The organism is Salinimonas lutimaris (assembly GCF_005222225.1).
Classification (GTDB): domain Bacteria; phylum Pseudomonadota; class Gammaproteobacteria; order Enterobacterales; family Alteromonadaceae; genus Alteromonas; species Alteromonas lutimaris.
This window is the reverse complement of sequence record NZ_CP036536.1, coordinates 1,245,285-1,270,365: the sequence shown is the minus strand read 5'-3', so window position 1 is coordinate 1,270,365 and position 25,081 is coordinate 1,245,285. Positions and strand designations below refer to the sequence as shown.

Genomic DNA, 25,081 nt, shown 5'->3' with positions numbered 1-25,081 from the left:
CTACTAGAACCAAGCCTCTGGGATGATCACGATGTCACCTGGCAGAATATCAACGTTTTTAGAAATGTCGCCGCTGCGAATCAAATCATCAATGTTGATGTTGTATGTTTGTTTCTGACCGTCTTCTACACGGACCAGTTTAGCGCTGTTGCCGTCAGCAAATTCAGTCAGACCGCCCACTGAAATCATCAGATCCAGCAGCGTCATGTTTTGGGTGTAGCTGATTGCACGAGGATTAGCGGCTTCGCCAATAACCCGTACCTGCTCGCTCAGCGGCCCCTGGAAGTTGTTAACACTTACCGTTACGCGCGGCGTGTTGATAAATGTGGACAGTTTTTCTTCAATCTCACGAGCCAGTGTAGCAGGCGTGCGACCGGCCACATCGATATCTTCAACTAAAGACGTAGTGACTTTACCATCCGGGCGTACGGTATACTGACCAGAGATTTCCGGGTTACGCCATACGAAAATATTCAGAGAGTCGCCCGGACCAATCAGGTATTGATATTCATCAACACTGGTAGTCATAGACGCACGCGTTTTCGCTTCAGGCAAATCGGAAGTACTGGTACACCCGCACAAAATTGTTGCTGCTGCCCCAAGAACAACAGGAATGATGCTTTTAGAGTTATACATAAGAGAATGTTCCTAAACTCGTTATGGTGAAATTTTTTATAAAGATAATTTACCCTACGGTAAATAACACTATAATGCCAACATCATTTCTAGTCTATTACAATAAATAGCTTTATGATGAACTTCGACGTCGATGTATCAGGGGGCCAGGAGTGGCATTAAACAGACACAATCAAAGTAAACGTTCCAACATTTTAGTTCTGACGGAAGCATTACTTATAGCGTATATGGGTTACATTACCCATTTTATTTTGGTTCAGTTAAATCTGACAAATTCTGTCTCAATTGAAAAACTAGTGGTAAATGTTGGTTTATTAACCGTTGCCATTCTTCTTTGTTCCCTTTCAGTTGGACTATATGAAGCAAAACTCAGAGAAACATTTCGCGGCATTATCCGGCGGATCTTTGTCAGCGTTGGCCTGAGTTACTTTTTAGTAGAGGTCGTCAGCCGCGCCTTCTTTGACGATTTGGCGATGCACTCCTACTATCTGCCAGCCGCAGTGTGCTGCATTATCATTACTTTAGTCATCTTTCGCTATTTTACCAATCGTCTGGGCTTACTTGGCCTGGGCAAAGCCCGTATTGTAGTGCTGGGGGCCGGTGAACGCGCCTCTATTATAGAAAAGCGTATGCGCCGTGATGTCGACCGTATTGCTTTTGACCTGGTAGGGTTCATTCCTATTCCGGGGGATAACCGCGAAGATGGCATCAAAAACGAAGAAATTATTCATGTAAAAGTAGATGAGTCTTTTCAGCAGTTTGTGAATGATAATGACATTGAAGAGATTGTGATTGCGTGTGACCAGCGCCGCGGTACATTACCCGTTGAAGTGCTGTTTGAATGCCGGCTCAGAGGCATTGAAGTTACTGACTTACTGGACTTTATGGAGCGTGAGACCGGCCAGATTGTAGTTAATCTGATGTATCCGAGCTGGGTTATTTATTCCAACGGTTTTCAGAGCCAGAACTACCTGCGCGATGCGCTGGACTACTTTATTAACGTAACGCTAGCCACGTTCATTTTTGCCTTCACATGGCCGTTCATGCTGCTTACCGCTGTGATTATATGGCTGGATGACGGTCGCCGCACGGGCACCTCGGTGTTCTACAAGCAGGAACGGGTTGGGCTTAACGGTAAGTTGTTTAATATTATCAAGTTTCGCAGTATGCGGCCTGACGCAGAAAAAGACGGGGCCAAGTGGGCCAGCCAGAATGATGACCGGGTTACCCGGATTGGTTACTTCATCCGTAAGTACCGGATTGACGAACTACCTCAGCTATTCAATGTGTTTAAAGGTGAAATGTCGTTTATTGGCCCGCGCCCTGAGCGCCCCGAGTTTGTTGAAAAGCTGGTACGTGAAGTCCCCTATTACAACCAGCGCCACAACGTTAAACCAGGCCTGGCTGGCTGGGCTCAGCTGAACTACCCGTACGGTGCAAGCGTGGAAGACTCAATGGAAAAGCTGAAGTTTGATCTTTACTACGTAAAGCATCAGAGCCTGCTACTGGACATCCTGATTCTGATACGGACCGTTGAGATTGTGCTGTTCGGAAAAGGTCGTTAAAACGACTTATCCGTTGACAAAAAAACCGGCCACAGAGCCGGTTTTTTTAATGTCTTTAACAAAATTCTTAAAAGCGATGTTGCTGTTTTACTACGCTGAACAAACATTAAACTAACTGTTTTTTTAAATCAATCTACTCTCTTACTACCATTTAAAATTAATCACTTAAAAGTAGTTTTTTAAATTTCATCGCCGGCTTTGAAGTATTTAATTGTAAAAACTACGCGCTGAAAAAAATATCAGTTACTTGTGTTACCAAACAGCAACAAGAATTAACCCAATTATAAGAAAAAATGTCCTTTTTTATTTTTTTAATCTCTGTGAAAAATTTCCAACTACTGATATAAAACAACTTTTTTGTGACTATGAAGATAATGGCACTGCAATTGCTTACATTACTTGTGCAAAACCAGCGCAAAGCAAGGGACGCAATTTATTGCAGCGATGTCGCTGGAAACGATGTGTGGAATAAAACATGCTCCTCAGTTGATGGGGAGTGTGTTTCTTTTGCGCAAAAAAAAGCGAGCTCGAGGCTCGCTGCATGTGTGGAATATGGAATATTATTATTATAGTAAAGCCCAATTCCTTTGGGCTTTAGATGGATTCCACACAATTATGCCATTATTCGTCTGCGAATAGCCAGCACTAATGTGAATAAAATTAATACCGCTGTGGGCGGTAAAGGCACATCTGTTGACGCGGGGTCTCTCGCCCATGCTGTCAGATTCGACAGGCCAGCAGGCTGCCCCCCGTTATTGATCAGTGTATCAGACATATCCCAGGTGCCGCTGAACAGATAGTTGTAGTCACCAGCAAAGACCGGATCAAGGCCAATTCCCGCCAAATCAAACTCATACATAGCAAAGGCATTGCCGCTTTTAAACACGATACCTACCTTGTCGAAGAACTGTCCTCCGAGCAGGTCTAGCAATGCATCAGGGTTGGTAGCGGGCGGATCCCATGTAAAGTTTCCTGACACGGCGTTATCAAAACACCCCGTGTCAGCACCGCCTTTGGTTTTACAGCCTGATAAGGTGATTAAATCATCAATAAAGGTGTAGGAGGTGTTCTCGCCATTCATGGTAGCGCCCTGGAACCCGCTACCTTCAGATTTGCCCACGTAAATCCATCCCGGGTCGATGTTACCCATGCCTTGCAGATCCTGTAGCTCATCCTCTTCAACAAACGCCCCCGGGGTGTCCCACCAGCCGTTGTAACTGTCGATATTAAACCAGCCGTCATCCTTATAACCAAGGTTACCCATAGTAGGGTTTTCGAATGCACTGTTGTTCCCGCTGAAAGCGCCAAGACATGAAGTTGCAGATATAGGGGTAACAAGCGAAGTCCCGCTGTCGACCCCATCCTGTACTTGTATAAAGTCAATTTGCACGTCAGAGGTATTGCACATTGCTGCCTGAGCCGACCACGAACTGGCCAGGATAAATCCGGTTAATACTGCTTTACTTGCTGTTTTCATAATCCCCTCTTATGGGTGATGTATACGCATTAACACTAAAGCATTACTCAGGCCAAAAATTAACCGCTTGTAAATATTACAATTTAAATGACACTTTTTTACACATGTAAAAAAAGCCGACATATGCCGGCTTTAATAGTAATTAAAAAGAATTACTCATCTTCTTTTAATCGTACATAAGTTTTATATTTCTTTTTAAGCAAATTATCGATGTATTGTGTCAGCTTAATTTTATGGCTTATGGCATCATCCAGCGCATCCACCAACTCGCCTAACATCGCTTTGTAATATTCAGCGTCCTGTACCTCATTGCCATTGGGGGTAATCAGCTTTTTAGAAGGCTTATGCGGTACACCTGTACCTGCTGACACTTCCTGAGCACTTTCATCAATTTCACTGACATGACTGATGTTATCATCGGGCAGGAACATCTCATCGCTGACTTCATTGATTACCGAATCCACCGCAGTTTCATCAAGCACGTCAAGCTCTTCTAAGAATCCGTACAGTAGTATACGGTCCATGAGCGTATTAATTTTACGCGGAACACCTTTGGTGAACTGATAAATCTTGGCGTGCGCCCCTTCACTAAGCAGTGAGTCTTCGCTCATACGGCCAGCATGAATAATGCGGTGTACAATGTACTCTTCAGTTTCCTGCTCGGTGAGTGGCGCTAAATGGCATGATGCCACTATACGCTGACGAAACTGCTCCATATTTGGTGCACGCAAAATCGGCTGTAGCTCTTCCTGACCGAGTAAAAAGCTTTGCAGCAGGGGCTTACCAAACTCCTGAAAGTTCGACAGCATGCGAAGTTCTTCGATGGTTTCTAAAGGCAGATTCTGCGCTTCATCGACCAACAATAATGCACGCCGGCCGGTGTCGCTGAGTTTGTACAGAAACTCTTCCAGGTCATCCAGAATTTCAGACTTGCCTTTACCGGCCACATTCAGCTCAAATTTAGACGCCACCAGTTTTACCAGTTCGTCCGGACTGAGTTTTGGCGTGACGATGTGCGCTACCACGATATCGTCTTCCAGATCTGCTACCAGGCTATTGGCTATGGTGGTTTTTCCGGTGCCAATATCGCCGGTGATCACAATAAAGCCTTCTGCCTGCGATAACCCATACTGCAGATAGGACATGGCCCGTTTATGCCAGCGACTGGCAAAGAAAAAATCCGGATCCGGCGTAAGCTGGAACGGTTTTGAGTCCAGCCCATAATAACTTTCGTACATGAAATTACCGCTTAACGTCTGACAAACTGCACAATGAATTCATTAGCTTAGCCTAAAGCCTGCCTAACAGCTATCTTTGCGCAGTTGCAATTAAAATTCTGTGGCATCTGTTACGATGATTTACCCACGATTTGATCAATGATGGCGGTCGTCGATACGCCTTCTTCAAAGTGCAGTACCCTGACCTCGCCACCATTGGCCATCACTTCTTTTCCACCCGCGATGTCTTCGACCTGATAGTCTCCGCCTTTCACCAGTACATCTGGCAACAAACGTCCAATCAGTCGCGCTGGCGTATCCTCGGCAAACGGCACTACCCAGTCTACCGCTGCCAGACCGGCTAATACGGCCATTCGCCGCTGTACATTATTAACTGGCCGGCCCGGGCCTTTTAACCGGCTCACTGAAGCGTCTTCGTTTACTGCTACAATCAGCCGATCGCCCAGCTTGGCGGCCGCTTCAAGATAGGACACATGCCCGGCGTGCAAAATATCGAAGCAACCATTGGTCATAACCACTTTTTCGCCGCGCTTTTTGGCCTGCTCCAGCGCATTCACCAGCTTATCTTCGGTCATCACGCCGGTATCGTTATGCCGGTGCTGCTCGCCCAGCGCTACTGCCAGCTCGGTGGTGGTCACGGTGGATGTACCTAGCTTACCGACCACAATACTCGCAGCGATATTGGCCAGCACACAGGCGTCTGGCAAATCACAGCCTGATGCAACAGCAACCGCCAAAGTAGACACCACAGTGTCACCGGCCCCGGTCACATCAAAGACTTCTTTGGCCTTGGCCGGCAAATAGAAAGGTTCAGCGTCGCGAAACAGCGTCATACCTTCTTCTGAGCGGGTCAGTAGCAGCCCGGTCAGGTCCAGCTGAGACTTCATATGTACAGCCTGTGCGACCAGCTCCTGCTCGTTTACCGCCTCCCCGGCAACGCCACTGAACTCAGCCATGTTGGGGGTAACCACACTGGCGCCCTTATACTTGGCAAAATCCGTGCCTTTTGGATCAACAATAACAAACTTTCCGGCTTGTCTGGCCATATCGATAAATACCTGTGGCTCAGCCAGGCATCCTTTGGCGTAGTCTGACAAAATGACCACATCGGTAGCCGCTAACAGCGACTCGTACTGCGCATGCAGCGCACTTTTGTCGGACTGGGCAAATGACTGTTCAAAATCCAGTCGCAATAGCTGCTGATTACGACTCATCACCCTGAGTTTGGTAATGGTATCCATCCCCTGCACCGCAGAAAAATGGCATTCTACGCCAAATGACACCAGTTTTTGTTTCAGCAGCGCCGCATTTTCATCATTGCCGCATAGCCCCAGCAGACTGACGCTGGCCCCCAGCATGGCGGCATTAATTGCTACGTTGGCCGCCCCGCCCGGCCGGTCTTCGCTGTTGCTTACATTCACTACCGGCACCGGTGCTTCAGGCGAGATTCGGCTGGTACTGCCGCCCCAGTAGCGGTCAAGCATCAAATCGCCGACTATCAGTACCTTCGCCTTGCTGAAATCTGGTAATATCATGGTGTTGTAATCAATGTTGTTGTAGAAAATTGGCGCAAAGTATACCAGCCCGCAAGCAAAATGAGGATACCAGCACGGTCAGCTGGTTTGTTTATCTGATCGAAAACCGGCTTGGGCAACTTTACACCGGCTGTACAACCGACCCGGCACGCCGCATGCGCCAGCATTGCGGTGCCATTACCGGCGGTGCCAGAGCGTTAAAGGGAAAGGGCCCGCTGCGATTTCGGGCGGTACTGAGCGTAAGCAATAAGTCGGCTGCGCTGAAACTGGAATACGCCATCAAACAGTTAAGCCGTGCACAGAAAACCGCGTTAATTAATGGCTGCTCCGATACCCTGCCCGACCATATTTTTACCTACACCGAGCCTGGCGCGTATCACCCGGATAAAGCCTGACTTAGGAAAGAAACTCCAGAATACCATTTACAATAAGTGCAATACCTACCGCCAGGCACAGCTCCAGACAAGCCACGCCCACATTGTGCTGTTTATCTACTTCCTGCCGGTAATCCAGCCCCCATAAAATCACTTTTTTACTGCCATTAACCATGATGTACAGCGCCAGCGATAACACCACACTGACAATGATCCAGCCGGTAACATTACTGACGTAGCCATCGGGGTGATAGTTCAGCAGGTGTCGGGCTGAGGCAACTATCAGTGCGGTACCCAGCAGGTTGCCGGCATGTTCCACTGCCAGTGCCAGCTGACCCTTTTGCAGTGCACCCTGGAAAGAATCATTCTGATTGTCCCGGGCGTAGCGCACTTCATAAATGCGGGTCATCACCAGCAATATCACCAGCACTACAGTAAAGCCGGTACTGATTGCTATCATGGCGTTGATGTCGCTGCCATCCACCCATAACACCATGCTACGCAGAATAATGGCACTGGCGATAAGGCTGGCAGCATCCACCAGTGCAATACTGACGCTTCGATCTGCAATCAGAGCCCGGGTATCGACCTGATTTAACACCAGTTTGTCATGGGCGAAACGACCAAACTGAACCAGTAAAATACCAATCAGACCAAAACTGATCATACCGCTGGCGGCACTTTCCAGGCCCTGGCCTACATGCCGGCCCACCACCGAGCCCAATACAATACATAATGACAACATGCCACCGGCGATGCTGATCCCAAAAGCAAAGTTATCTTTCACCCCGAGCTCATCAGCCACTGAGCTTTTGCGAAATGCGCCGGCCAGCCACTTCATAATCACCAGCAACAGCAGTGCCAGCACAAGATCGATCACCAGATACACCGCTAAATCCCGCGGCAGTGGTACCAGCTTTACTAATGTTTCCATGACGGCTCCCTCGTACTATTTAGTAGTTGTGATAACCCATTAGGCAGCCGGTGCTGGCGGCTGTCGGTTGGTTATGACACACTCGTCACATTATTATTGTTTTTTCTTCGGTTTTTACCGCTCTTACAGGCCGGGTATTATGCCTACGCAAATACAAATGAACAGGATTATTGAACAAAAAGGTCAGGCACTGTGGCAACGCTTCTGCGAGTCTAATGATGCTGACGACTATGCTGAATATCAGACGCACACACAGGCAGTTTTTGGGCTAAGTCCTTTTGTGGCCGAGCACTGCATTCGTCATCCGGAATGGCTGCGCTACGCAGCAGATAACCGGTTACCGGTGAGCGGGTTTGCCAGCGAATTGCGTACACGGTTAAACGAGCAGAGTACTGAGGATGCTGTCCAGCGCGAGCTTCGCCAGTTCCGCAACCGGGCAATGTGCGCCATAGCCTGGCAGGATCTCACTCATGGTCAGTCAATCGAGGACTCGTTGAAGCAGGTCTCTGCGCTGGCTAATGCGCTGATTTACGAAGCCTACCACTGGCATTATGAGGCATTAAGCCAGCGCTATGGCGTGCCGGCCGGGCCGTATGGCGCGCAACCCATGCTGATGCTGGCTATGGGAAAACTGGGCGGCGGTGAGCTCAACTTCTCATCCGATATTGATTTGATTTTTTGTTATCCCTACAAAGGCGAAACAGAAGGCGCTCGCAAAACCATTGAGAATCAGCAGTTTTTTACCAAACTGGCGCAGCGGCTGATTGCCGCTTTGAATAAAATCACGGTAGACGGCCAGGTGTTCCGGGTAGATATGCGACTACGCCCGTTTGGCGACAGCGGCCCGCTGGTTACCCATCTGGCCGCTATGGAAGACTATTATCAGGAACAGGGACGCGCCTGGGAACGGTTTGCCATGATCAAAGCCCGGATAATTAATCCGGAAGATGACTATACCCGTGAGCTGAAAGATATTCTGCGGCCCTTTACCTACCGTCGCTACCTGGATTTCACCACCATTGATGCGCTGCGCCATATGAAAGGCCTGATTAATCGTGAAATCCGGCGCCGGGGTTTAACCAATAACATAAAACTGGGCCCGGGCGGTATTCGCGAAGTGGAGTTTTTTGCCCAGAGCTTTCAGCTGATTCACGGCGGGCGGGAACCGGCCTTACAATGTCACGGATTAAAAGCCACGCTGGACGGACTGGCTGAACTGGATATTGTTGAAGCTGAAACTCTGACGCAAATGTATGACCACTATCTGTTTTTACGTAAAACAGAGCACACTCTGCAACAGTTTAATGACGAGCAAACGCAGACCTTGCCGGATGATGAGTGGCAACAGGCTGTGGTTGCTCAGGTCACCGGGTTTCATGATTATTCGGCTTTCAAACAGCAATTAAATGCAGCCATGTCCTTTATTCATGACCAGTTCAACGAGCTGGTAGAAGTGCATGATGAGGAGCATGGCGATACAGACGATTTGTATGTGCATTGTAAGGATGCCTGGCAGGTTGATTTGGACGAACAGGAATTCTGTCTGACCTTACAGGCCTGGCTGCCTGCCGAACACGCCACCGCGTTATTTGCCCGGCTCACCAGCTTTCGGGCAGGCCTGCGGCAGTTCAGACTGGGCGAACGTGGTGCCAGTACGCTGGATGAGCTGATGCCGGAACTATTACATACCGTGATAAGCGCTGGCGCTGACAAACCGGTGGAGCTTACCGACCGGGTATTGCGCGTGGTCAGCGCTATTACCGGGCGTACCACTTACCTGAACTTACTGCTGGAAAATCTGGATGTGCTCAGGCAGCTGGTGCGTTTATGTGAGCGCTCTGACTGGATTGCCGAACAAATCAGCCGTTTTCCGCTACTGCTTGATGAATTACTCACGCCCTTATATCTGCAACAGCAAAATACAAGTCTGGAGGAAAGCCGGGCTGAATATACCGATGAGTTACGTCAGCAGTTGCTGCGGATCGACCCGGATGATGTTGAGCAGATTATGGATAACTGCCGGCAGTTTAAACTGTGCCAGCAGTTGCGCATTGCCGCGTCGGATATTAGCGGCTCTCTGCCCATTAATAAAGTCAGCGATAAGCTGACTGTTCTGGCTGAAGTGTTACTCGACACCCTCATTTTTCACGCCTTCCATCAGATAAGTCAGCGTTTCGGGATACCGGAGCACCTGCAAAGTGATGAAATCGGTTTTGGGGTTATTGGTTACGGAAAGCTAGGCGGATATGAACTGGGCTACGGCTCTGATCTCGACTTGGTATTTATTCATAACGCACCACGTAGTGCCGTGACCAATGGTAAAAAGCAAATCGAGGCCCAGCAGTTTTATATCAAACTGGCGCAGCGGGTTATGCATTTGCTCAGCACTACGACGCTGTTCGGACAGCTGTACGAAACCGATTTACGGCTGCGTCCGTCCGGTGCTGCCGGGCTACTGTGCTGCCATATTGACGGGTTTGAAACCTACCAGCACAACGAAGCCTGGACCTGGGAACATCAGGCACTGGTACGCGCCCGTGGTGTGGCCGGTGACAAAGCCCTGCTGAACAGCTTTGATGATGTACGTAAGCGGGTACTTACTCTTAACAGAGATAAAGTAAAACTGGCCGAAGATGTCACCAGCATGCGACAGAAAATGCGGGCACATCTGGACGGCGGCAAGGCTGATACTGTGGACCTGAAGCAGTGCGAGGGAGGCATTACCGATATTGAATTTATGGCACAGTACTGGGTACTGGCTCATGCCAGCGATAACCCGTCACTCACGGTATATCCTGACAACCTGCGTATTCTTGATGCGGTAAGTCAGGCTGGCCTGCTGGAGACCGGTGAGGTGGCTGAACTGCAAAATGCCTACCTGACACTGCGTGATTACTATCACCAGCTGACACTGGCAGACAGCAAGTATGCTCAGGCCAGCGACACCCTCGATGCCCTGCGCAATAAAGTCAGAACGCGCTGGAAGTTGCTATTTGAGTAGTCAGGTTTTCATACCGTTGTTCTAGTAGTAACGAGCTATGTTGCATCGTCCCCGTGAAAACGGGGAACTCGTTAACAGCTTGGCTGAGGTAAATACAACTTCCAGCTAGTGGTATTCATCCATGAAGCATCGTCCAGCCGCACATCCATGTGCGTCGTTCAGTCAGCTGCGTCATGCCACCGGCATAACGGTCTGCCTTCACCCCCGCGAAAGCGGGGATCTCGTAAACAGGCTGACTGATTAAATACAACTTGCCGCTAGTATGTTCATCCATGAAGCATCGCCCAGCCGCACATCCATGTGCGTCGTTCAGTCAGCTGCGTCATGCCACCGGCAAAACGGTCTGCCTTCACCCCCGCGAAAGCGGGGAGCTCACCTGTTCCGTCGTCCCCGCGAAAGCGGGGATCTCGTAAACAGGCTGGCTGATTTAAAACAACCTTTGAATATGCGTTAGTCAGGTTCCAAGGAGATCCCTGATATTGCTGCGCGATTAAAGGATGACTGGGGGAATATCCCCCCTGCCCGCTACACTTTGGAGCAATTTTTTCTGACATAGTCGGTGAGCTTGTCAGTCACTACCAGCGAACGCTGCCTGGCGCATACATAGGTGTGCACGTCACCTTCAAAATTGCTGTTCACTGCACTGGCAATTTGTGACAGTGAGCCGACGATTGTGCTCTTGAGCTGAAAGTGATGCTTTATCACAAAGTCCTGATTTAAATCCCACACTACCTCCATGCCCTCTTTTTCGGCATAGGCTGTAATGGCGTCACGCAGGGTATTGCCCGCCTTAAATGAACGGTTTTTATGCTCACCCACCCAGTTTTCTTTAGCTGGATTCAAAGTTGCTGAGCGTTGTCGTAATTGTTGATCCAGACTTTGCCCAGAAGACGGCAGGTCGACAACAAAATCACCAGTCTGCTCTTCTTCTGTACTGCCGGATGAACGGAAATCGCGATAAAACTCACTCAACCCTTTAGAAACTGACTTCTCTTCTTTCTGTGCGCCGGAGCCGGTCTCAAAGCCTTTGTTCTGTAAGTAAATCAGCACTGCAGCAACAATAATCAGCGCCAGCGCTAATCCAATATGCTTTACCCAGAACGCGGTACCCGAATATTGTTTGCTAGCCATTCAACTAAACCAACGTTGTTCATTTACTATGATCAATAATAGTACAGTGGTGCATGACTGCTAACAATTATGAAAAATGGTCTAATCGTATAGCGAAGGATCATTATCATAAGGACGAGTTTTAAACCGTTTATGCATCCACAGATAACTTTCCGGCTGCTCGGCAACAATGCTGGCAACATGTTCATTAAGCAAGGTTAACGCGGGCTCTGGTTCTAGTTCAGCTAACTCTGGCATCGGCGGGTAAATTTTTACCTTGTAACCATTTTTGGTGTACTGTGAGGTGAAAATCATGGGAACGCAATTCGCCCGCTTGGCAAACATCAGGGTGGCGGTTGAGGTAGCGGTTTTTTCCACCCCGCCAAACGGTACAAACACACTCTGCGCCCGGCCATAATCCTGATCAGGCAGATACAGACATAGTTCTTTAGCATCCAGCGCTGCAATCAGCGACTTGGCACTGCGCTTGTGAATCATGTACTTGTTTGAGCGGGCCCGACCGTGGTACTGCAAATAATCGATAAGCGGATTATTATGTTTACGGTAAAACGCAATAGACGGATGGATATACCCTACTCCACGACAGGCAAATTCCAGATTCATATTGTGCAGCGCCAGGCCAAAAATCCCTTTGCCCTGCGCCATGGCCGCTTCCACGTGCTCATAGCCTTCGAGCGTAAAATGGCGCTTAATACGCCAGCTAGGCCACCACCAGCCCATAGCGGTTTCGAACAGGGCCATGCCGGCACGGCGGGTATTTTCACGTGTCAGACGCTCAACTTCTGCTTCAGACAGCTCTGGGTATGTCAGAGCTATATTACGCTTGGCCACTTTCACCCGTTTAGGCACGATAAGCCCGATAAGCCGGCCAGCTACCGCGCCCAGTTTACGAATTACAGATAATGGCAGCCAGGTCAGGGTGTACAACACGAGCACACCGAGCCAGACAGGCCAGAATCTGGGGCCTAAAAACGCCAGCTCGAACTTTGGGGGTTTAATTGCAGACAAGAAAAAATTCCCGATTGTTTTTTCGCGCTATTGTAACGGTAAGTGGCACGGATACCAATTCGGATGTTGTTTTACGGAAATATCACGTCGTCCCCTCATGAAAGGGTGTCTCACATATTTCGTCGTCCCCGCGAAAGCGGGGAGCTCGTTAACAGGCTGGCTGATGCAAAACAGCCTTAAAACAGGTGCAATTTGGTTCGAGGGAGAGGCTTTGAACCAACGTAGTCAGGTTCCAAGGAGATCCCTGATATCGCTGCGCGATTCAGGGACGACGAGCTTTATTCCGTCGTCCCCGCGAAAGCGGGGATCTCGTTAGCAGCCTGGCTGATGCAAAACAGCCTTAGAACAAGTGCAATTTGGTTCGAGGGAGAGGCTTTAAACCAACGTAGTCAGGTTCCTAGGAGATCCCTGATAGCCCTTCGGGCTTCAGGGACGACGGGATTATTATTGCGCGGGTCTGGTGTCTCACACATTCCGTCGTCCCCGCGAAAGCGGGGATCTCGTTAACAGGCTGGCTGATTAAATACAACTTGCCGCTAGTAGTGTTCATCCATGAAGCATTGTCCAGCCGCACATCCATGTGCGTCGTTCAGTCAGCTGCGTCATGCCACCGGCATAACGGTCTGCCTTCACCCCAGATAGCCCTGCACGATTCAGGGACGACGAGCTTTATTTCGTCGTCCCCGCGAAAGCGGGGACCTCGTTAACAGGCTGGCTGATTAAATACAACTTGCCACTAGTAGTGTTCATCCATGAAGCATTGTCCAGCCGCACATCCATGTGCGTCGTTCAGTCAGCTGCGTCATGCCACCGGCATAACGGTCTGCCTTCACCCCAGATAGCCCTGCACGATTCAGGGACGACGAGCTTTATTTCGTCGTCCCCGCGAAAGCGGGGACCTCGTTAACAGGCTGGCTGATTAAATACAACTTGCCACTAGTAGTGTTCATCCATGAAGCATTGTCCAGCCGCACATCCATGTGCGTCGTTCAGTCAGCTGCGTCATGCCACCGGCATAACGGTCTGCCTTCACCCCAGATAGCCCTGCACGATTCAGGGACGACGAGCTTTATTCCGTCGTCCCCGCGAAAGCGGGGACCTCGTTAACAGGCTGGCTGATGCAAAACAGCCTGAGAGCAAGTGGAATTTGGCTCGAGAGAGATGCTTTAAACCAACGTAGTCAGGTTTCAAGGAGATCCCTGATATCGCTGCGCGATTCAGGGACGACGGGATTATTATTGCTGCAGCGCGGTCGAGGGACGACGCGCAATTTCCGGGGAGGTCCCGGTTTGCACTACGTGCCTCCGGGACAACGGATTGGTGTTACTAGTACTCTTTGTCGATCTCTTTCAGTTTTTTCTCGAAACTGTCGACATCGCTTTGTGAGTCATAGTCGTAGTGATACTGGTTATGAAAGCCGTATTGCAGCTTTACTTTTGGATCTTCCACAAACAAGGTATAGCCGTCCATATCGGTAAATGCGGTGATACCGTTTAACCGATACCGGTCATCATCTTTTGTTCCGAACTGACGGATTTTGTCGAACACCCGTAACACAAACTTATTGTCCAACTCATTTCTCATGAATATCAGCACCTTTTGATAACTTTGATATTCATACCAACCAGCTGACTGATTGGATTACATTGACCGCTTAATTAAAGTTATATCTGAAGCCGATGTTAAACTGGCTGACGCTTAAATCGTCTTCACCGCCAATATATTCGTATTCAAAACGTAACATACTATTGCGGGCAATATTCATATCAAAGCCCAGGCCAACCAGCCCCCCCAACACACCATCGTCATACTCGCAAAATACACCGGACTGTTCACCGGCTGCGCAGCCTTCTGTGGTAACCACCTGCTTACCGCTGATATCAGCACTGACCACGCCTAGCTTGTAGTACAGCTCGCCATATTGATTGGCTGCCTTGCCTAAAATTGCCAGATACAAAGAGTCGGCTTTCAGGTTGGTGTTGTCTTCGGTCTCATCAAACAGGCGCTTATAGCCGCCTTCCACATACCATTTCGGCGCGAACTGGTGTCCTAGCCCCATAAACAGATTAGCGCTGCCTACCTCACCATTGCCATATTCTGCATCGCCATAGCCACTACCTACTACGCCGTACATTTTGTCCGTTGCCTGTACCGGCAGGCTTAATAACCCTGCGGTTAGCGCTAATAATCCCAGTTTCTTCATGTAATCCTATCGCCTTTATGGAAGAAAGAGTGTTTAAAAAAAGTATTCCAGTGTGACCTGAACATGGTCGTCACGACGCATAAACCAGAAGGTGTCTTCATTGACTTCATCTGATGAGAAGAAATATGCATCCACCTTCCAGCGCCAGTTATCGGTCATGCGGCTGGATGCCTCTACAAAGCCATTGTAAGTGCCGGAATGTTCCAGATCCTGAACATAACCGGCCAGCATCTCGGTGCCGTCTATATCATTAAGCGACCAGCGAACACCGGCCATCAGGTCATTTTGCCCGGTGGCAAAAAAGTTATCATCCCGTTCGTCGAACTGATATTCCATCAAAAAGCCAAGGTCCTGGCTGGTACCAAACACCCCCACGCTGGTGCGCTCAAAACCGGCTACCATCGCGCCAAAATCTTCGCTTTGTCCGGTTCTGTAAATGCCTTCAAATTTGAGTAACCAGGAGCCCTGCACCTTTAGCAGGTCAACGCCCATCTGACGAATCTGAGCATAATATGGCACCACCGACTCCATCATGCCGTTGTCGGTTTGTACGACGGTTAACTCAGGCTCCCGGGTGGTACCGTCAAAGTATGATAACCCCACTTCCCAGTCACCAAATGAATTTTGATAGCGCAGCGCATAATCTACATGGTGCTGCTCTGCATCAGATTCATAAATGGCGCCGTCACCGTCAATCGGTACAGGCGGTCGTAACCGGCCATCCTCGCCAGAAAAGGTCCGCTCACGAAAGTAAGGCAGCACAAACGCAGACAGCGTGCCCCAATCTCCGTAAGTGGTAAAGTTCACCATGGGCTGGCCCAGCTTTTCCTCACCATCAACCTGATCTACCGAATCTGTCTGGTTAACAATATCAACCAGGTGCAAAGACTCCGTCTGCCCCCAAAACACTTTGCCAACACCAATACGGGTTTCCCAGTTGTCGTCAACGTGCAGCCACTGAAACTCCCGCAGGTCACTGTGGCTGCGTTTGCTGTCCTGCGCGTCAAACCGGGCAAACGGCTTAACCAGCAAACTGTCCTGGCCGTTGTTCCACTCGGTATAAAATTCAGGTTCTATGGCCACTGAGCTTTGGGTGCGCGGCTGTTGAGGATAAGTAGGATCCTGCAAAAAGTAGCGTCCTTCAATTGAGGCACTACCTGCAACGTCCACTTCAAACTCGGCGTGGGCAGAAAAAGCAGCAAGACTCAGGCTTGCCGCGGTTATCAGGCTTGGTTTAATCATGTAATTAACGTGCTCTGCGCAAACTGTTTTTATCGAAGTCGTTTTCTTCCAGGCCCTGCATGAACTTGAGTTCTTCAGTCACCAATTCCGTTGACTTACCGGTTTGCTTATTAAACATATTACTACGATGAGGACGCCAGAAAGTCTTTCCCTCTACTTCATACTGGGTGTATTCATCAAACTCCAGAACTTTTAGCAGGTCGTCTTTACGGTCAAAAAACTCAACCTTACGAACCCGGTAATGGGCTTTGTCTACCCATACAATTTGTTTTGAATAGCCGGAAAATTCATCTTCCGGGGTCTGTTCAACAACAAAAACATCATCGCCCTTATACACGTCATCGCGCAAGAAGTCGTAGCTAAATTTTTCAACTTCAAACGACGTCATGTCTTCAAAAGCAAATTCACTGCTCATAAACGGGCCTGACTTATTGCGTGATGCAATACGCTTGACCCGTTTTATCGCAGGCAGATAAATCCACTGTTCGTCAGCATCCATCGGATGTGAAAAACTTAAAAAAGCGGTGCCGCTCACATCTCTGGGCGAGTCAAAAATGGTCAGCGCCTTGTCGCCGTCACTCTGCATTTCCAGTGACTTCACCCGAATCTCCCGGGTAGCTTCCTGACCCTGGGCGTTGCGCAGAATCATTTTCATTTCGGCTTCACTGTTGTCCCAGCCCGTATCCTGCGCTTTACGTTCTTTGGCTATACGTAAACCTTCTGCCTGGGTTTGTTCATCGGCCAATACCGGTGCCGACAAAGCCACGGCTGCGCAAAGTAATAAGCTGCTAAGGGGACGTAATTTATGCTTCATGCGTACCTCTGGATTGTGTCCTGTTTTTACCTAGCCACATCAAAAATGCTGGCAGGAATAGTAAATCTACCAGTAATGCAGCAATAATAATGATGACCGTCAATGTGCCCATATCAGAATTCAGCCTGAAACTGGACAGCATTAATATGCCAAAACCAGCCGCCAGCACCAGTGTGGTGGTCACCAGCGCCTGGCCAACGGTGGCAAATGTATACCGTATTGCTTCCACTGCTTGCTTGCCCTGCTCACGGTCCAGCTTATATTTTGTTAAAAAGTGTACCGTATCGTCGACAATGATCCCCATCGTCATGCTGAGCACCACCGACAACGCCATATTAATTTCACCTGACAACATGCCCCAGACACCAAAGCCAATCCCTGCCGGGATAAGGTTTGTCAGCAAGCTGACCAGTCCCAGCTTCCAGGATTTCAAAGCAATGAAAATCAGGCCGGATATCAGCACTAAAGCAAGAATAGTGCCCCAAACCATACTTTGCATATTACGTGAACCAATATGCGCAAACATCAGCGGCGGGCTGGCAGCTTCCAGCCGAAGTTCGGGGGCCTGCTGGGCAAACCAGGCATTAGCGCGCTGCTCAAAAGCCGTAAACTCGTTGCTCCCCAGGTTATCCAGTACTGCAATAACCCGCATCGACGACTTGTTAATATCAATCTGATTATTAATATCCAGGCCGTATGGCAACGACATTTCATATAACAGCAGATACTGCGAGGCCATTTCCTGGGTTTCAGGCAGTGCAAAGGCATCCGGATCATCGCCGTTCATATTCATGTTCAGGCGTTTCATGGTGTCGGTAAAGCTGGTCACATGATTCACCTCTGGCTGCTTTTTGAGCCAGTCAGACAGCGCTTCTGCTTTGCCCAGTACTGCCGGGTCGGTCACGCCATAATCTTTGTCGGTATAAATCACAAAATCGATATTCGACATACCGCCCATTTTGTCTTCCTGCACATTCACCGCCTGACGGAATGTACTTTGATGACCAAAATACTTCACAGCCACGTCATTGAGGACATTGTTTGCCGAAAAAGCACAGGTAATGACCACAACCAATATTGAAAGCGGCAAAATTTTGCGGTGACGTTCTGTGATCCAGTCACCGGCACTGGCAAACCGGTTGGTCTTTTCATTGGTGCGCTGTGGAATGCGCGAAGGCAAGGCATTAATAATGGCAGGCAATACGGTCAGTGAAAACAGACATGCCAGCATTACGCCCACCGCCGTCATGTTACCCAGGTCGGCCAGGATCGGTACCGCAGAGAAATTCAGCATTAAAAAGCCGATGGCTGTCGTCACACTGGTAATCACAACCGGCTTGGTATTTACCTTCAGGCTTTCAGCCAGTGCTTCGTGCTTGGCCATGCCATGGCGGGCAAACTGGCGATAACTCACAATAACATGAATGCAGTCTGCCACCGCCAGCGTCATCACCATAGTGGGTACATTCACGGTGGCCGTACTCAGGAAAAGTCCGGCCCAGCCAGCCAGCCCCATGGTCATAGCAATACAGGAACCCACCACCGCCAGTGTGCCCAGCGCGGCGACCACTGAGCGGGTTAATAAGGCTATCATGACCGTAATCACCACAAACATCAGCGGAATCAGGGTTTGCGCATCATCCTGCGCTGCCACAGCAAACGCATCGTTCATGATGACCATACCGGTCAGGTAAATATCATGATTGGGATACGCACTTTCGTACTTTTGCTCCAGCTGCCGGGCATAATCAGCTATTTCAATGACTTCTTTGGTCTGGTCACCATCTGGCAGCTGAATGGTGGCATTGATCACTGCCATATCCCGGTTATCCGACACCAGACGGCCGTTTACCTCCGGGGTATCTTCCACCACATTGCGCACCCAGCGAATGTGTTTCTGACCGTACTGCCCCTCATTAATCAGGTCAGTCACCACCAGGTCGTCATCCTGTGAATACGTGTGCTGATAATTCGATATGGACTCTACTCGGGTAGACAGCGGCAGCTGCCAGGATTCCTCGGTCAGCTCCCGAATCAGCTTAAAGGTATCAGACTGATAAATTTTGCCCTGTCTGGGCACCACCAGAAAAGATACGTTTTCACTTTTGTTGAAGATATTTTGCATATCTTCAAACGCCTGACGCTGAGGATTGTCTGGCTCAAAGAAAACTTTGTAATCACCACGAAAATACAGATTCGACGCGCCAATGCTGGCCGCGACACACATGATAAGAAACAGGAAGAGTGTTTTTTTTGGTGAATGCAGACACCACTTCATCCAGCCGGGCAGTTTTTGCATTGATTTTAATACCTTTAATGGTTTTTTAAACGCCAACAGTGTATCGGGAATTTCGCAATTAGTATAAGACAGTCAGGTATTTTCTTCCTCTTTGCCGTATGCATTTTGCTGCAGCGCCCGTATACCCTGCGATAACTAACCGCAGCAAGGTTAAGTTTTGGTAAGAAAGTTAACAAAATTCTCACTGAGATTTGATCTTTTGAAAATTTGCGGTAATATTCACTTTAACAACTGGTCAGATGAGCGGATGAGTTAACATGAGTATTAGAAAAAGCCTGAAAAAAGTTCTTCCACCAATTTCTGTAACCGAACAGGAAGCACTGGACGCTGGTGACATTTGGATTGAGTCTTCTATCTATCAGGGTAAGCCTGATATGGATGCATTACGTGCAATCCCTAAAGCTCAGCTGAGCGCAGAAGAACAAGCCTTTATGGATGGCCCGGTACAAGAACTGCTGGGTATGATTGACGACTTCGAACTGTCAAACAGCAAGCACATTCCTGAAGAAGTGCTGGATTTTCTGGGTAAGAACCGTTTCTTCTCCATGATTATTCCTAAAAAATTCGGCGGCCTTGAGTTCAGCCCTTACGCTAACTCAACTATTGTTGCCACACTGGCGGCTAAAAGCGGCGCGATTGCCGTAACCGTAATGGTGCCTAACTCATTAGGCCCGGGCGAGCTGCTGATGCACTATGGCACAAAGGCCCAGCAAGACCACTACCTGCCGCGTCTGGCTGTAGGCGAAGATATTCCTTGTTTCGCCCTGACCAGCCCAGAAGCAGGCTCGGATGCTGGCGGTATTCCTGATGCCGCTATTGTGACCAAAGGTCAGTGGAACGGCGAAGAAGTGATTGGTTTGTCGGTATCCTGGGACAAGCGATACATTACGCTGGCGCCGATTGCGACCGTACTGGGTCTGGCCTTTAAAGTGTTTGATCCAAACGGTTTACTGGGCGACAAAAAAGAGCTGGGTATTACCTGTGCCCTGCTGCCTAAGTCACACCCGGGTGTAGAACTGGGTAACCGTCATGACCCGATGGGCCAGCGTTTTTATAACGGTACAACCCGTGGTAAAGATGTGTTCATTCCAATGGACTTTATCATTGGTGGCCAGAAGAACATTGGTCGCGGCTGGCAAATGCTGGTGAGCTGTCTGGGTGCGGGTCGTGGTATTTCTCTGCCGGCAATGGGCGTAGCTACTGCGCAGGCGGCATTTAAAGGGGCGTCTGAGTACAGCTTTGTGCGTGAACAGTTTGGCCTGCCAATTGGTCGCTTTGAAGGTATTCAGGGCAAAATGGCTGACATTGCAGGTAAAACATTCCTGCTTGAAGCCATGCGTGTACTGACAACTGAAGGTCTGGGCCTGGGGCTGAAACCGTCAGTGGTTACCGCTATTGCCAAGTACCACATGACCGAACTGGGTCGTGATGTGATGAACTCAGCGATGGACATTCAGGCGGGTAAAGCCATTCAGCGCGGACCACAAAATACGTTGTCAGGTGGCTACAGCGCCATTCCGATTGCGATCACCGTGGAAGGGGCAAACATTCTGACCCGTAACCTGATGATCTTTGGTCAGGGCGCAATGCGCTGTCACCCGTATCTGAAAGAGATGGTTGACCTGATTCACAGTGATGACAGCAGCGCGGATGCTGAATTTAACAAGGTACTGCGTAAAACGGTCAGTTTCAGTGTGAAAAACTCTGTACGCAGCTTTGGTAAGAGCTACCTGCCGTTCCTGCGCAGTGCTGACTCGGCTCTGCCAGAAGTACGTAAGTACGAAAAGCGGATCAACGCGTTGTCAGCAAAGCTGGCTCCATTGGCCGACTTATCACTGGCGGTACTGGGCGGCGACCTGAAAAAAGCGGAATTACTGTCAGCCCGTCTTGGTGATGTGATGAGCTACCTGTATGGCGCAATGGCGGCGGTTCGTTTTTACGAGCAGCGCATTGAAGACCGCCAGCTGGCACGTCCTTACTTTGACTATGCGATTCAGTGGTCACTGGCGCAGGCTGAAAAGGCAATTGTTGACTTTATCAACAACTTCCCGAATACAGCGACCCGCGGCCTGATGCGTGCTCTGACAAACACTTACAGCAACAGTGTCAGTGCCATTTCGGACAAACTGGTCACTGAACTGGCGACCGCTGCGATGCAGGATACCAGTGTGAAGGATCAGCTAACGCATCTGGTTAAAGTGATTCCTGGTGACGGTAACGACATCAATGAACAGGCCTTTAAAGCCAAGCATGCAGTAGCGCACCTGCTGGGTAAAGTGCAAAAAGCACTGCGTAAGGAGCCGGTTGTACCGTTCCTGTCGTTTGAAAATGCACTGAACAAGTTGCAGGAAAAAGGCGTAATTAATGCCACCGAAGCGCAGCTTCTGCATGATTACAACGAAAAACGCAAACTGGCTGTGCGGGTAGATGAATTTACCTTCGACATGGAGCTGCTGTCGGCAGAAGAAACTCTGCCAGGCGCAACCAAGCCAAAAGCGGTGAAGAGTCAGGACGCTGCCTGATTCCTAGCGCGCACTACCCACTATTCTCTTAAATAGAAACAGAGGCTTCGGCCTCTGTTTTTTTTTGCCCTGCGCTTTGGCATAGCAATAAGTGGCAGGGATCGGATTTTCCCGGCTAAGTCAGTTACAATAGCCGCGCTTTATTAGAAATAATCACAAAAAAGATAACCATTATGGCCCAGCTTTATTTTTATTATTCGGCAATGAATGCCGGAAAATCCACGTCGTTGCTTCAGTCTGCCTACAACTACCGCGAGCGCGGCATGAATGTAGTAATATTTACCGCAGCGATTGACGATCGTTTCGGGGTTGGCAAAGTCAGTTCACGAATTGGCTTGCAGGCAGACGCTGAGCTGTATCGCAGTGAAGACAATATTTATCAGTCTATATTCAACCATCAACGGCATCAGCCACTGGATTGCATTTTTATTGATGAAGCGCAGTTTCTGACCAAAGAGCAGGTTCGACAACTGGTTGAAGTGGTGGATGAACTGGATATTCCGGTGCTGGCATACGGCCTGCGAACCGACTTTTTAGGTGAAACCTTTGAAGGAAGCCATTATCTGATGGCCTGGGCCGACAAACTGGCTGAGCTGAAAACTGTGTGTCACTGCGGGCGTAAAGCCAGCTTTGTGGTTCGGCTTGATGATGAAGGTAAAGCAGTGACCGCCGGCGATCAGGTTCAAATTGGCGGAAACGATCGGTATGAGTCAATGTGCCGTAAGCATTTTAAACAACTGGTTTGGGACTAACCATATATAATGCGTCGCTCAATCGTCATTACCGGAGCAAGCTCTGGTCTGGGTCATGGAATGGCTCTGGAATTTGCAAGAAAAGGCCACAATCTGGGATTGTGCGCCCGTCGTACAGACAATCTGGAATCGTTAAAACAGGAATGTCTGAGCGTTAATCGCTCTATTAAAGTGGTTATTCGCACACTGGATGTAAACGACCATGAAGATGTTTTTGACGCTTTTCGGGAGTTTTCGAATAAGCTGGATGGCCTGGATCGGGTGATAGTCAATGCCGGTATGGGCAAAGGCGCATCGATTGGCACCGGTCATTTTGAGGCCAATAAGCAAACTGCTATTACTAACTTTGTATCGGCGCTGGCCCAGTGCGAAGCCGCCATGGAAATATTCAGGGACCAGAATTACGGTCATCTGGTCACCATTTCCTCGGTGAGCGGGGTACGCGGGTTTCGCCGGGCGCTGACGGTATATGCCGCCACTAAAGCTGCCTTGTCGTCTTTGTCTGAGGGGATCCGGATAGATGTTATGGATACTCCGATCAAAGTCACCACGGTACATCCGGGGTTTATTCGCTCGGCCATTAATGAGAAAGTAAAAAAAGCACCGTTTATGGTAGATACCCAGACTGGCTGCAAAGCGCTGGTGAAAGCCATCAACCGGGAACCTGCCAATTGCTATGTGCCGGTCTGGCCCTGGTCGGTGATGCATTATGTGTTGCGGGTGGCTCCTTTATCCTGGTTATCCCGCATGAGTTAACTTTTTACTTCGGACGTTTTATGCTTTTGTCCCGTCTTTGTGGTGCCCTTGTTGTATTTTGTGGCACCTTGTCTGGTGTCTGTGCGCAACCTGTCAATCATCTTCCGGATTCACTTTCAACGCTGCCGCAGGTTATTGATGATGCACTGGCGACTTTCAATACGCCGGGGATGGCGGTGGGAATTGTGGTAGACGGCAAAACACTCTATGCCGCCGGTCATGGCCTGCGTGATGTAGACCAGGATCTGCCGGTGAATACCACCACCTGGTTCAGGCTGGCCTCCACCTCTAAGGCATTTACCGGGCTGGCAATGGCTCAGCTGGTTAGCGAGGGCAAGATAAGCTGGAACGACAAAGTGGTGGATCATCTGCCAGAGTTTGCATTGTCTGATCCCTGGGTTACCCATGAGTTTCGTATTCGCGACCTGTTCATTCATCAAAGCGGTCTGGCTGGTGCAGCCGGCGACCTGATGCTCTGGCCTGCCCCATCAACATTCACGACCCGGGAAATTATTCATAATTTACGCTACCTGCAACCGGTTCACAGCTTCAGAACCCAGTTTGCCTATAGCAATGTGATGTACCTGGTGGCAGGCGAGATTATTGCCCGAAAGCGCCAGTCAACCTATGCCGAAGCGCTGCAAGAGCACGTGTTTTCTAAGCTGGATATGCAATGTTATGGCTCAGGGGTAGACGATGCTGTACTGAATAATGCCGCGGTTAGTTATTCCTATAAAACTCAAACCGGCTTCACTGCGGTATCGCGTAATCGAATCAGTGCCGGACCGGTAAATTACGATGCGGCCGGGGCTGTGACCTGTAATCTGGACAGTATGCTCAAATGGCTGGCTTTCTGGGAGAACGATACTCAGCAGCTGGTGAGTAAAAAGCAAAAGCAATGGCTTGTACGTCAGCAGGTTGCCCTGCCGGTTAGCGATCTTGATGAGGCCTGGAATGACACCCAGTTTTCCGGCTATGCCATTGGCTGGCGGGTGGGTGACATTAATGGCCGCAAAGTCGTATCGCACACCGGCACGGTGTCAGGTTATCAAACCTATGTGGCCTTTATTCCCTCGCTTAAGGTCGGTGCGGTAATCATGAATAATGGCTCACATTATGGCGCCCGTGGTGCGGTTATGCAGACTATTTTAAAACACTATCTGGCACCGGATGAGCAGCGAGACTGGGTTGCTTCTTTTAAAGGGTTTGCCGATGACAGGGATAAGCGCTGGAACAAGCGCCATCACCCGGCCACCGGCAGCGGCGAAACCGGTCGCCCGGCTGACGCTTACACTGGCACCTATGTGGATGTCGCCATGGGTAAAATGACTATTACACAGCGCGAGGATGGGCTATACATCGCCAGTGAAAAAATGCCGGCATTAACCGGAAAGCTGACCGCGCTGGATAAAGATGCCTTTTCAGTAACCTGGGATAAAGGTGCAGAATCGCCGGTGATTCTGACCTTCACCGACAACAGCCATCATTCTGTTGACCGGTTTACCGTTAGTCCGTTTATCCTGCCGGCAGATAAGCATCATGCCTGGAAAGACTTTTTATTCAAAAAATACAATTAAGATGATTACTTTTAATC

19 protein-coding genes are annotated in these 25,081 nt (G+C 49.3%); 7 read left to right on the top strand and 12 right to left on the bottom strand.

Annotated elements, in window-relative coordinates; genetic code table 11:
- Positions 1-3 precede the first annotated feature (3 nt).
- Positions 4-636, bottom strand: a complete 633-nt coding sequence (locus EZV72_RS05335; RefSeq protein WP_137166268.1) for an XrtA/PEP-CTERM system exopolysaccharide export protein — start codon at positions 634-636, stop codon at positions 4-6.
- A gap of 152 nt (positions 637-788) precedes the next feature.
- Between EZV72_RS05335 and EZV72_RS05330 the strand changes: the two genes are divergently transcribed.
- Positions 789-2,201 carry a TIGR03013 family XrtA/PEP-CTERM system glycosyltransferase gene (locus EZV72_RS05330; RefSeq protein WP_137166267.1) on the top strand — a complete coding sequence of 471 codons (1,413 nt, stop codon included), beginning with the start codon at positions 789-791 and terminating at the stop codon, positions 2,199-2,201.
- 613 nt (positions 2,202-2,814) lie between these two features.
- Here the strand turns inward: EZV72_RS05330 and EZV72_RS05325 are convergent.
- The 3 genes from EZV72_RS05325 to hldE all read right to left on the bottom strand — a co-directional run bounded on the left by EZV72_RS05325 (position 2,815) and on the right by hldE (position 6,451).
- Positions 2,815-3,678: a hypothetical protein gene (locus EZV72_RS05325; protein ID WP_137166266.1), complete on the bottom strand. Its 864-nt coding sequence runs from the start codon at positions 3,676-3,678 to the stop codon at positions 2,815-2,817.
- 152 nt (positions 3,679-3,830) lie between these two features.
- Positions 3,831-4,916, bottom strand: coding sequence for an XrtA/PEP-CTERM system-associated ATPase (locus tag EZV72_RS05320; RefSeq protein ID WP_137166265.1), 1,086 nt, complete (start codon positions 4,914-4,916; stop codon positions 3,831-3,833).
- A gap of 110 nt (positions 4,917-5,026) precedes the next feature.
- Entirely contained in the window at positions 5,027-6,451 is a 1,425-nt protein-coding gene (gene hldE / locus EZV72_RS05315; RefSeq protein ID WP_137166264.1) for a bifunctional D-glycero-beta-D-manno-heptose-7-phosphate kinase/D-glycero-beta-D-manno-heptose 1-phosphate adenylyltransferase HldE, read from the bottom strand.
- Between the two features lie 29 nt (positions 6,452-6,480).
- On the opposite strand from hldE, the gene EZV72_RS05310 reads away from it, so the two are divergent.
- Positions 6,481-6,846 (top strand): GIY-YIG nuclease family protein, encoded by a 366-nt coding sequence (locus EZV72_RS05310; protein ID WP_137166263.1) that lies wholly within the window; start codon positions 6,481-6,483, stop codon positions 6,844-6,846.
- A 1-nt stretch (position 6,847) separates the two neighbouring features.
- On the opposite strand, the gene EZV72_RS05305 is transcribed toward EZV72_RS05310, so the two are convergent.
- On the bottom strand, positions 6,848-7,759 hold the full coding sequence (locus EZV72_RS05305) for a DUF350 domain-containing protein (RefSeq protein ID WP_137166262.1): 912 nt from the start codon (positions 7,757-7,759) through the stop codon (positions 6,848-6,850).
- Positions 7,760-7,916: 157 nt separating this feature from the next.
- On the opposite strand from EZV72_RS05305, the gene glnE reads away from it, so the two are divergent.
- A complete protein-coding gene (gene glnE / locus EZV72_RS05300) occupies positions 7,917-10,760 on the top strand; it encodes a bifunctional [glutamate--ammonia ligase]-adenylyl-L-tyrosine phosphorylase/[glutamate--ammonia-ligase] adenylyltransferase (protein WP_232364514.1) in 2,844 nt (947 codons plus the stop codon).
- Positions 10,761-11,285: 525 nt separating this feature from the next.
- Here glnE and EZV72_RS05295 read toward each other — a convergent pair.
- From EZV72_RS05295 to EZV72_RS05265, 7 genes are all read right to left on the bottom strand, one after another.
- Positions 11,286-11,891 (bottom strand): toxin co-regulated pilus biosynthesis Q family protein, encoded by a 606-nt coding sequence (locus EZV72_RS05295; RefSeq protein WP_137166260.1) that lies wholly within the window; start codon positions 11,889-11,891, stop codon positions 11,286-11,288.
- An 81-nt stretch (positions 11,892-11,972) separates the two neighbouring features.
- On the bottom strand, positions 11,973-12,899 hold the full coding sequence (lpxL, locus tag EZV72_RS05290) for an LpxL/LpxP family Kdo(2)-lipid IV(A) lauroyl/palmitoleoyl acyltransferase (RefSeq protein ID WP_137166259.1): 927 nt from the start codon (positions 12,897-12,899) through the stop codon (positions 11,973-11,975).
- A 1,326-nt stretch (positions 12,900-14,225) separates the two neighbouring features.
- A complete protein-coding gene (locus EZV72_RS05285) occupies positions 14,226-14,483 on the bottom strand; it encodes a DUF3081 family protein (protein WP_137166258.1) in 258 nt (85 codons plus the stop codon).
- Positions 14,484-14,553: 70 nt separating this feature from the next.
- A complete protein-coding gene (locus tag EZV72_RS05280) occupies positions 14,554-15,102 on the bottom strand; it encodes an outer membrane beta-barrel protein (protein WP_137166257.1) in 549 nt (182 codons plus the stop codon).
- Between the two features lie 33 nt (positions 15,103-15,135).
- Entirely contained in the window at positions 15,136-16,344 is a 1,209-nt protein-coding gene (locus EZV72_RS05275) for a hypothetical protein (RefSeq protein ID WP_175405050.1), read from the bottom strand.
- Between the two features lie 4 nt (positions 16,345-16,348).
- A complete protein-coding gene (locus tag EZV72_RS05270) occupies positions 16,349-17,158 on the bottom strand; it encodes an outer membrane lipoprotein-sorting protein (protein WP_137166256.1) in 810 nt (269 codons plus the stop codon).
- On the bottom strand, positions 17,148-19,457 hold the full coding sequence (locus EZV72_RS05265) for an efflux RND transporter permease subunit (protein ID WP_137166255.1): 2,310 nt from the start codon (positions 19,455-19,457) through the stop codon (positions 17,148-17,150). The genes EZV72_RS05270 and EZV72_RS05265 overlap by 11 nt, the downstream gene beginning before the upstream one ends.
- A gap of 257 nt (positions 19,458-19,714) precedes the next feature.
- Here EZV72_RS05265 and EZV72_RS05260 point away from each other — a divergent pair, with 257 nt between their 5' ends.
- The 4 genes from EZV72_RS05260 to EZV72_RS05245 all read left to right on the top strand — a co-directional run bounded on the left by EZV72_RS05260 (position 19,715) and on the right by EZV72_RS05245 (position 25,064).
- Positions 19,715-21,979, top strand: coding sequence for an acyl-CoA dehydrogenase (locus EZV72_RS05260; RefSeq protein ID WP_137166254.1), 2,265 nt, complete (start codon positions 19,715-19,717; stop codon positions 21,977-21,979).
- A 173-nt stretch (positions 21,980-22,152) separates the two neighbouring features.
- Entirely contained in the window at positions 22,153-22,731 is a 579-nt protein-coding gene (locus EZV72_RS05255; protein WP_137166253.1) for a thymidine kinase, read from the top strand.
- A gap of 9 nt (positions 22,732-22,740) precedes the next feature.
- Positions 22,741-23,487 carry an SDR family oxidoreductase gene (locus EZV72_RS05250; protein WP_175405049.1) on the top strand — a complete coding sequence of 249 codons (747 nt, stop codon included), beginning with the start codon at positions 22,741-22,743 and terminating at the stop codon, positions 23,485-23,487.
- Positions 23,488-23,507: 20 nt separating this feature from the next.
- Positions 23,508-25,064, top strand: coding sequence for a serine hydrolase (locus tag EZV72_RS05245; protein ID WP_137166251.1), 1,557 nt, complete (start codon positions 23,508-23,510; stop codon positions 25,062-25,064).
- The last annotated feature ends 17 nt before the right edge of the window (positions 25,065-25,081 follow it).

What these genes read in the sequence shown, in the direction of transcription:
- EZV72_RS05250 (WP_175405049.1), top strand. Translation starts at nt 22,741, where the DNA reads ATGCGTCGCTCAATCGTCATTACCGGAGCAAGCTCTGGTCTGGGTCAT.
- EZV72_RS05275 (WP_175405050.1), bottom strand. Translation starts at nt 16,344, where the DNA reads ATGATTAAACCAAGCCTGATAACCGCGGCAAGCCTGAGTCTTGCTGCT.
- EZV72_RS05335 (WP_137166268.1), bottom strand. Translation starts at nt 636, where the DNA reads ATGTATAACTCTAAAAGCATCATTCCTGTTGTTCTTGGGGCAGCAGCA.
- EZV72_RS05305 (WP_137166262.1), bottom strand. Translation starts at nt 7,759, where the DNA reads ATGGAAACATTAGTAAAGCTGGTACCACTGCCGCGGGATTTAGCGGTG.
- EZV72_RS05245 (WP_137166251.1), top strand. Translation starts at nt 23,508, where the DNA reads ATGCTTTTGTCCCGTCTTTGTGGTGCCCTTGTTGTATTTTGTGGCACC.
- EZV72_RS05280 (WP_137166257.1), bottom strand. Translation starts at nt 15,102, where the DNA reads ATGAAGAAACTGGGATTATTAGCGCTAACCGCAGGGTTATTAAGCCTG.
- EZV72_RS05255 (WP_137166253.1), top strand. Translation starts at nt 22,153, where the DNA reads ATGGCCCAGCTTTATTTTTATTATTCGGCAATGAATGCCGGAAAATCC.
- EZV72_RS05285 (WP_137166258.1), bottom strand. Translation starts at nt 14,483, where the DNA reads ATGAGAAATGAGTTGGACAATAAGTTTGTGTTACGGGTGTTCGACAAA.
- EZV72_RS05265 (WP_137166255.1), bottom strand. Translation starts at nt 19,457, where the DNA reads ATGCAAAAACTGCCCGGCTGGATGAAGTGGTGTCTGCATTCACCAAAA.
- EZV72_RS05260 (WP_137166254.1), top strand. Translation starts at nt 19,715, where the DNA reads ATGAGTATTAGAAAAAGCCTGAAAAAAGTTCTTCCACCAATTTCTGTA.
- EZV72_RS05320 (WP_137166265.1), bottom strand. Translation starts at nt 4,916, where the DNA reads ATGTACGAAAGTTATTATGGGCTGGACTCAAAACCGTTCCAGCTTACG.
- glnE (WP_232364514.1), top strand. Translation starts at nt 7,917, where the DNA reads ATGAACAGGATTATTGAACAAAAAGGTCAGGCACTGTGGCAACGCTTC.
- EZV72_RS05325 (WP_137166266.1), bottom strand. Translation starts at nt 3,678, where the DNA reads ATGAAAACAGCAAGTAAAGCAGTATTAACCGGATTTATCCTGGCCAGT.
- EZV72_RS05295 (WP_137166260.1), bottom strand. Translation starts at nt 11,891, where the DNA reads ATGGCTAGCAAACAATATTCGGGTACCGCGTTCTGGGTAAAGCATATT.
- EZV72_RS05270 (WP_137166256.1), bottom strand. Translation starts at nt 17,158, where the DNA reads ATGAAGCATAAATTACGTCCCCTTAGCAGCTTATTACTTTGCGCAGCC.
- hldE (WP_137166264.1), bottom strand. Translation starts at nt 6,451, where the DNA reads ATGATATTACCAGATTTCAGCAAGGCGAAGGTACTGATAGTCGGCGAT.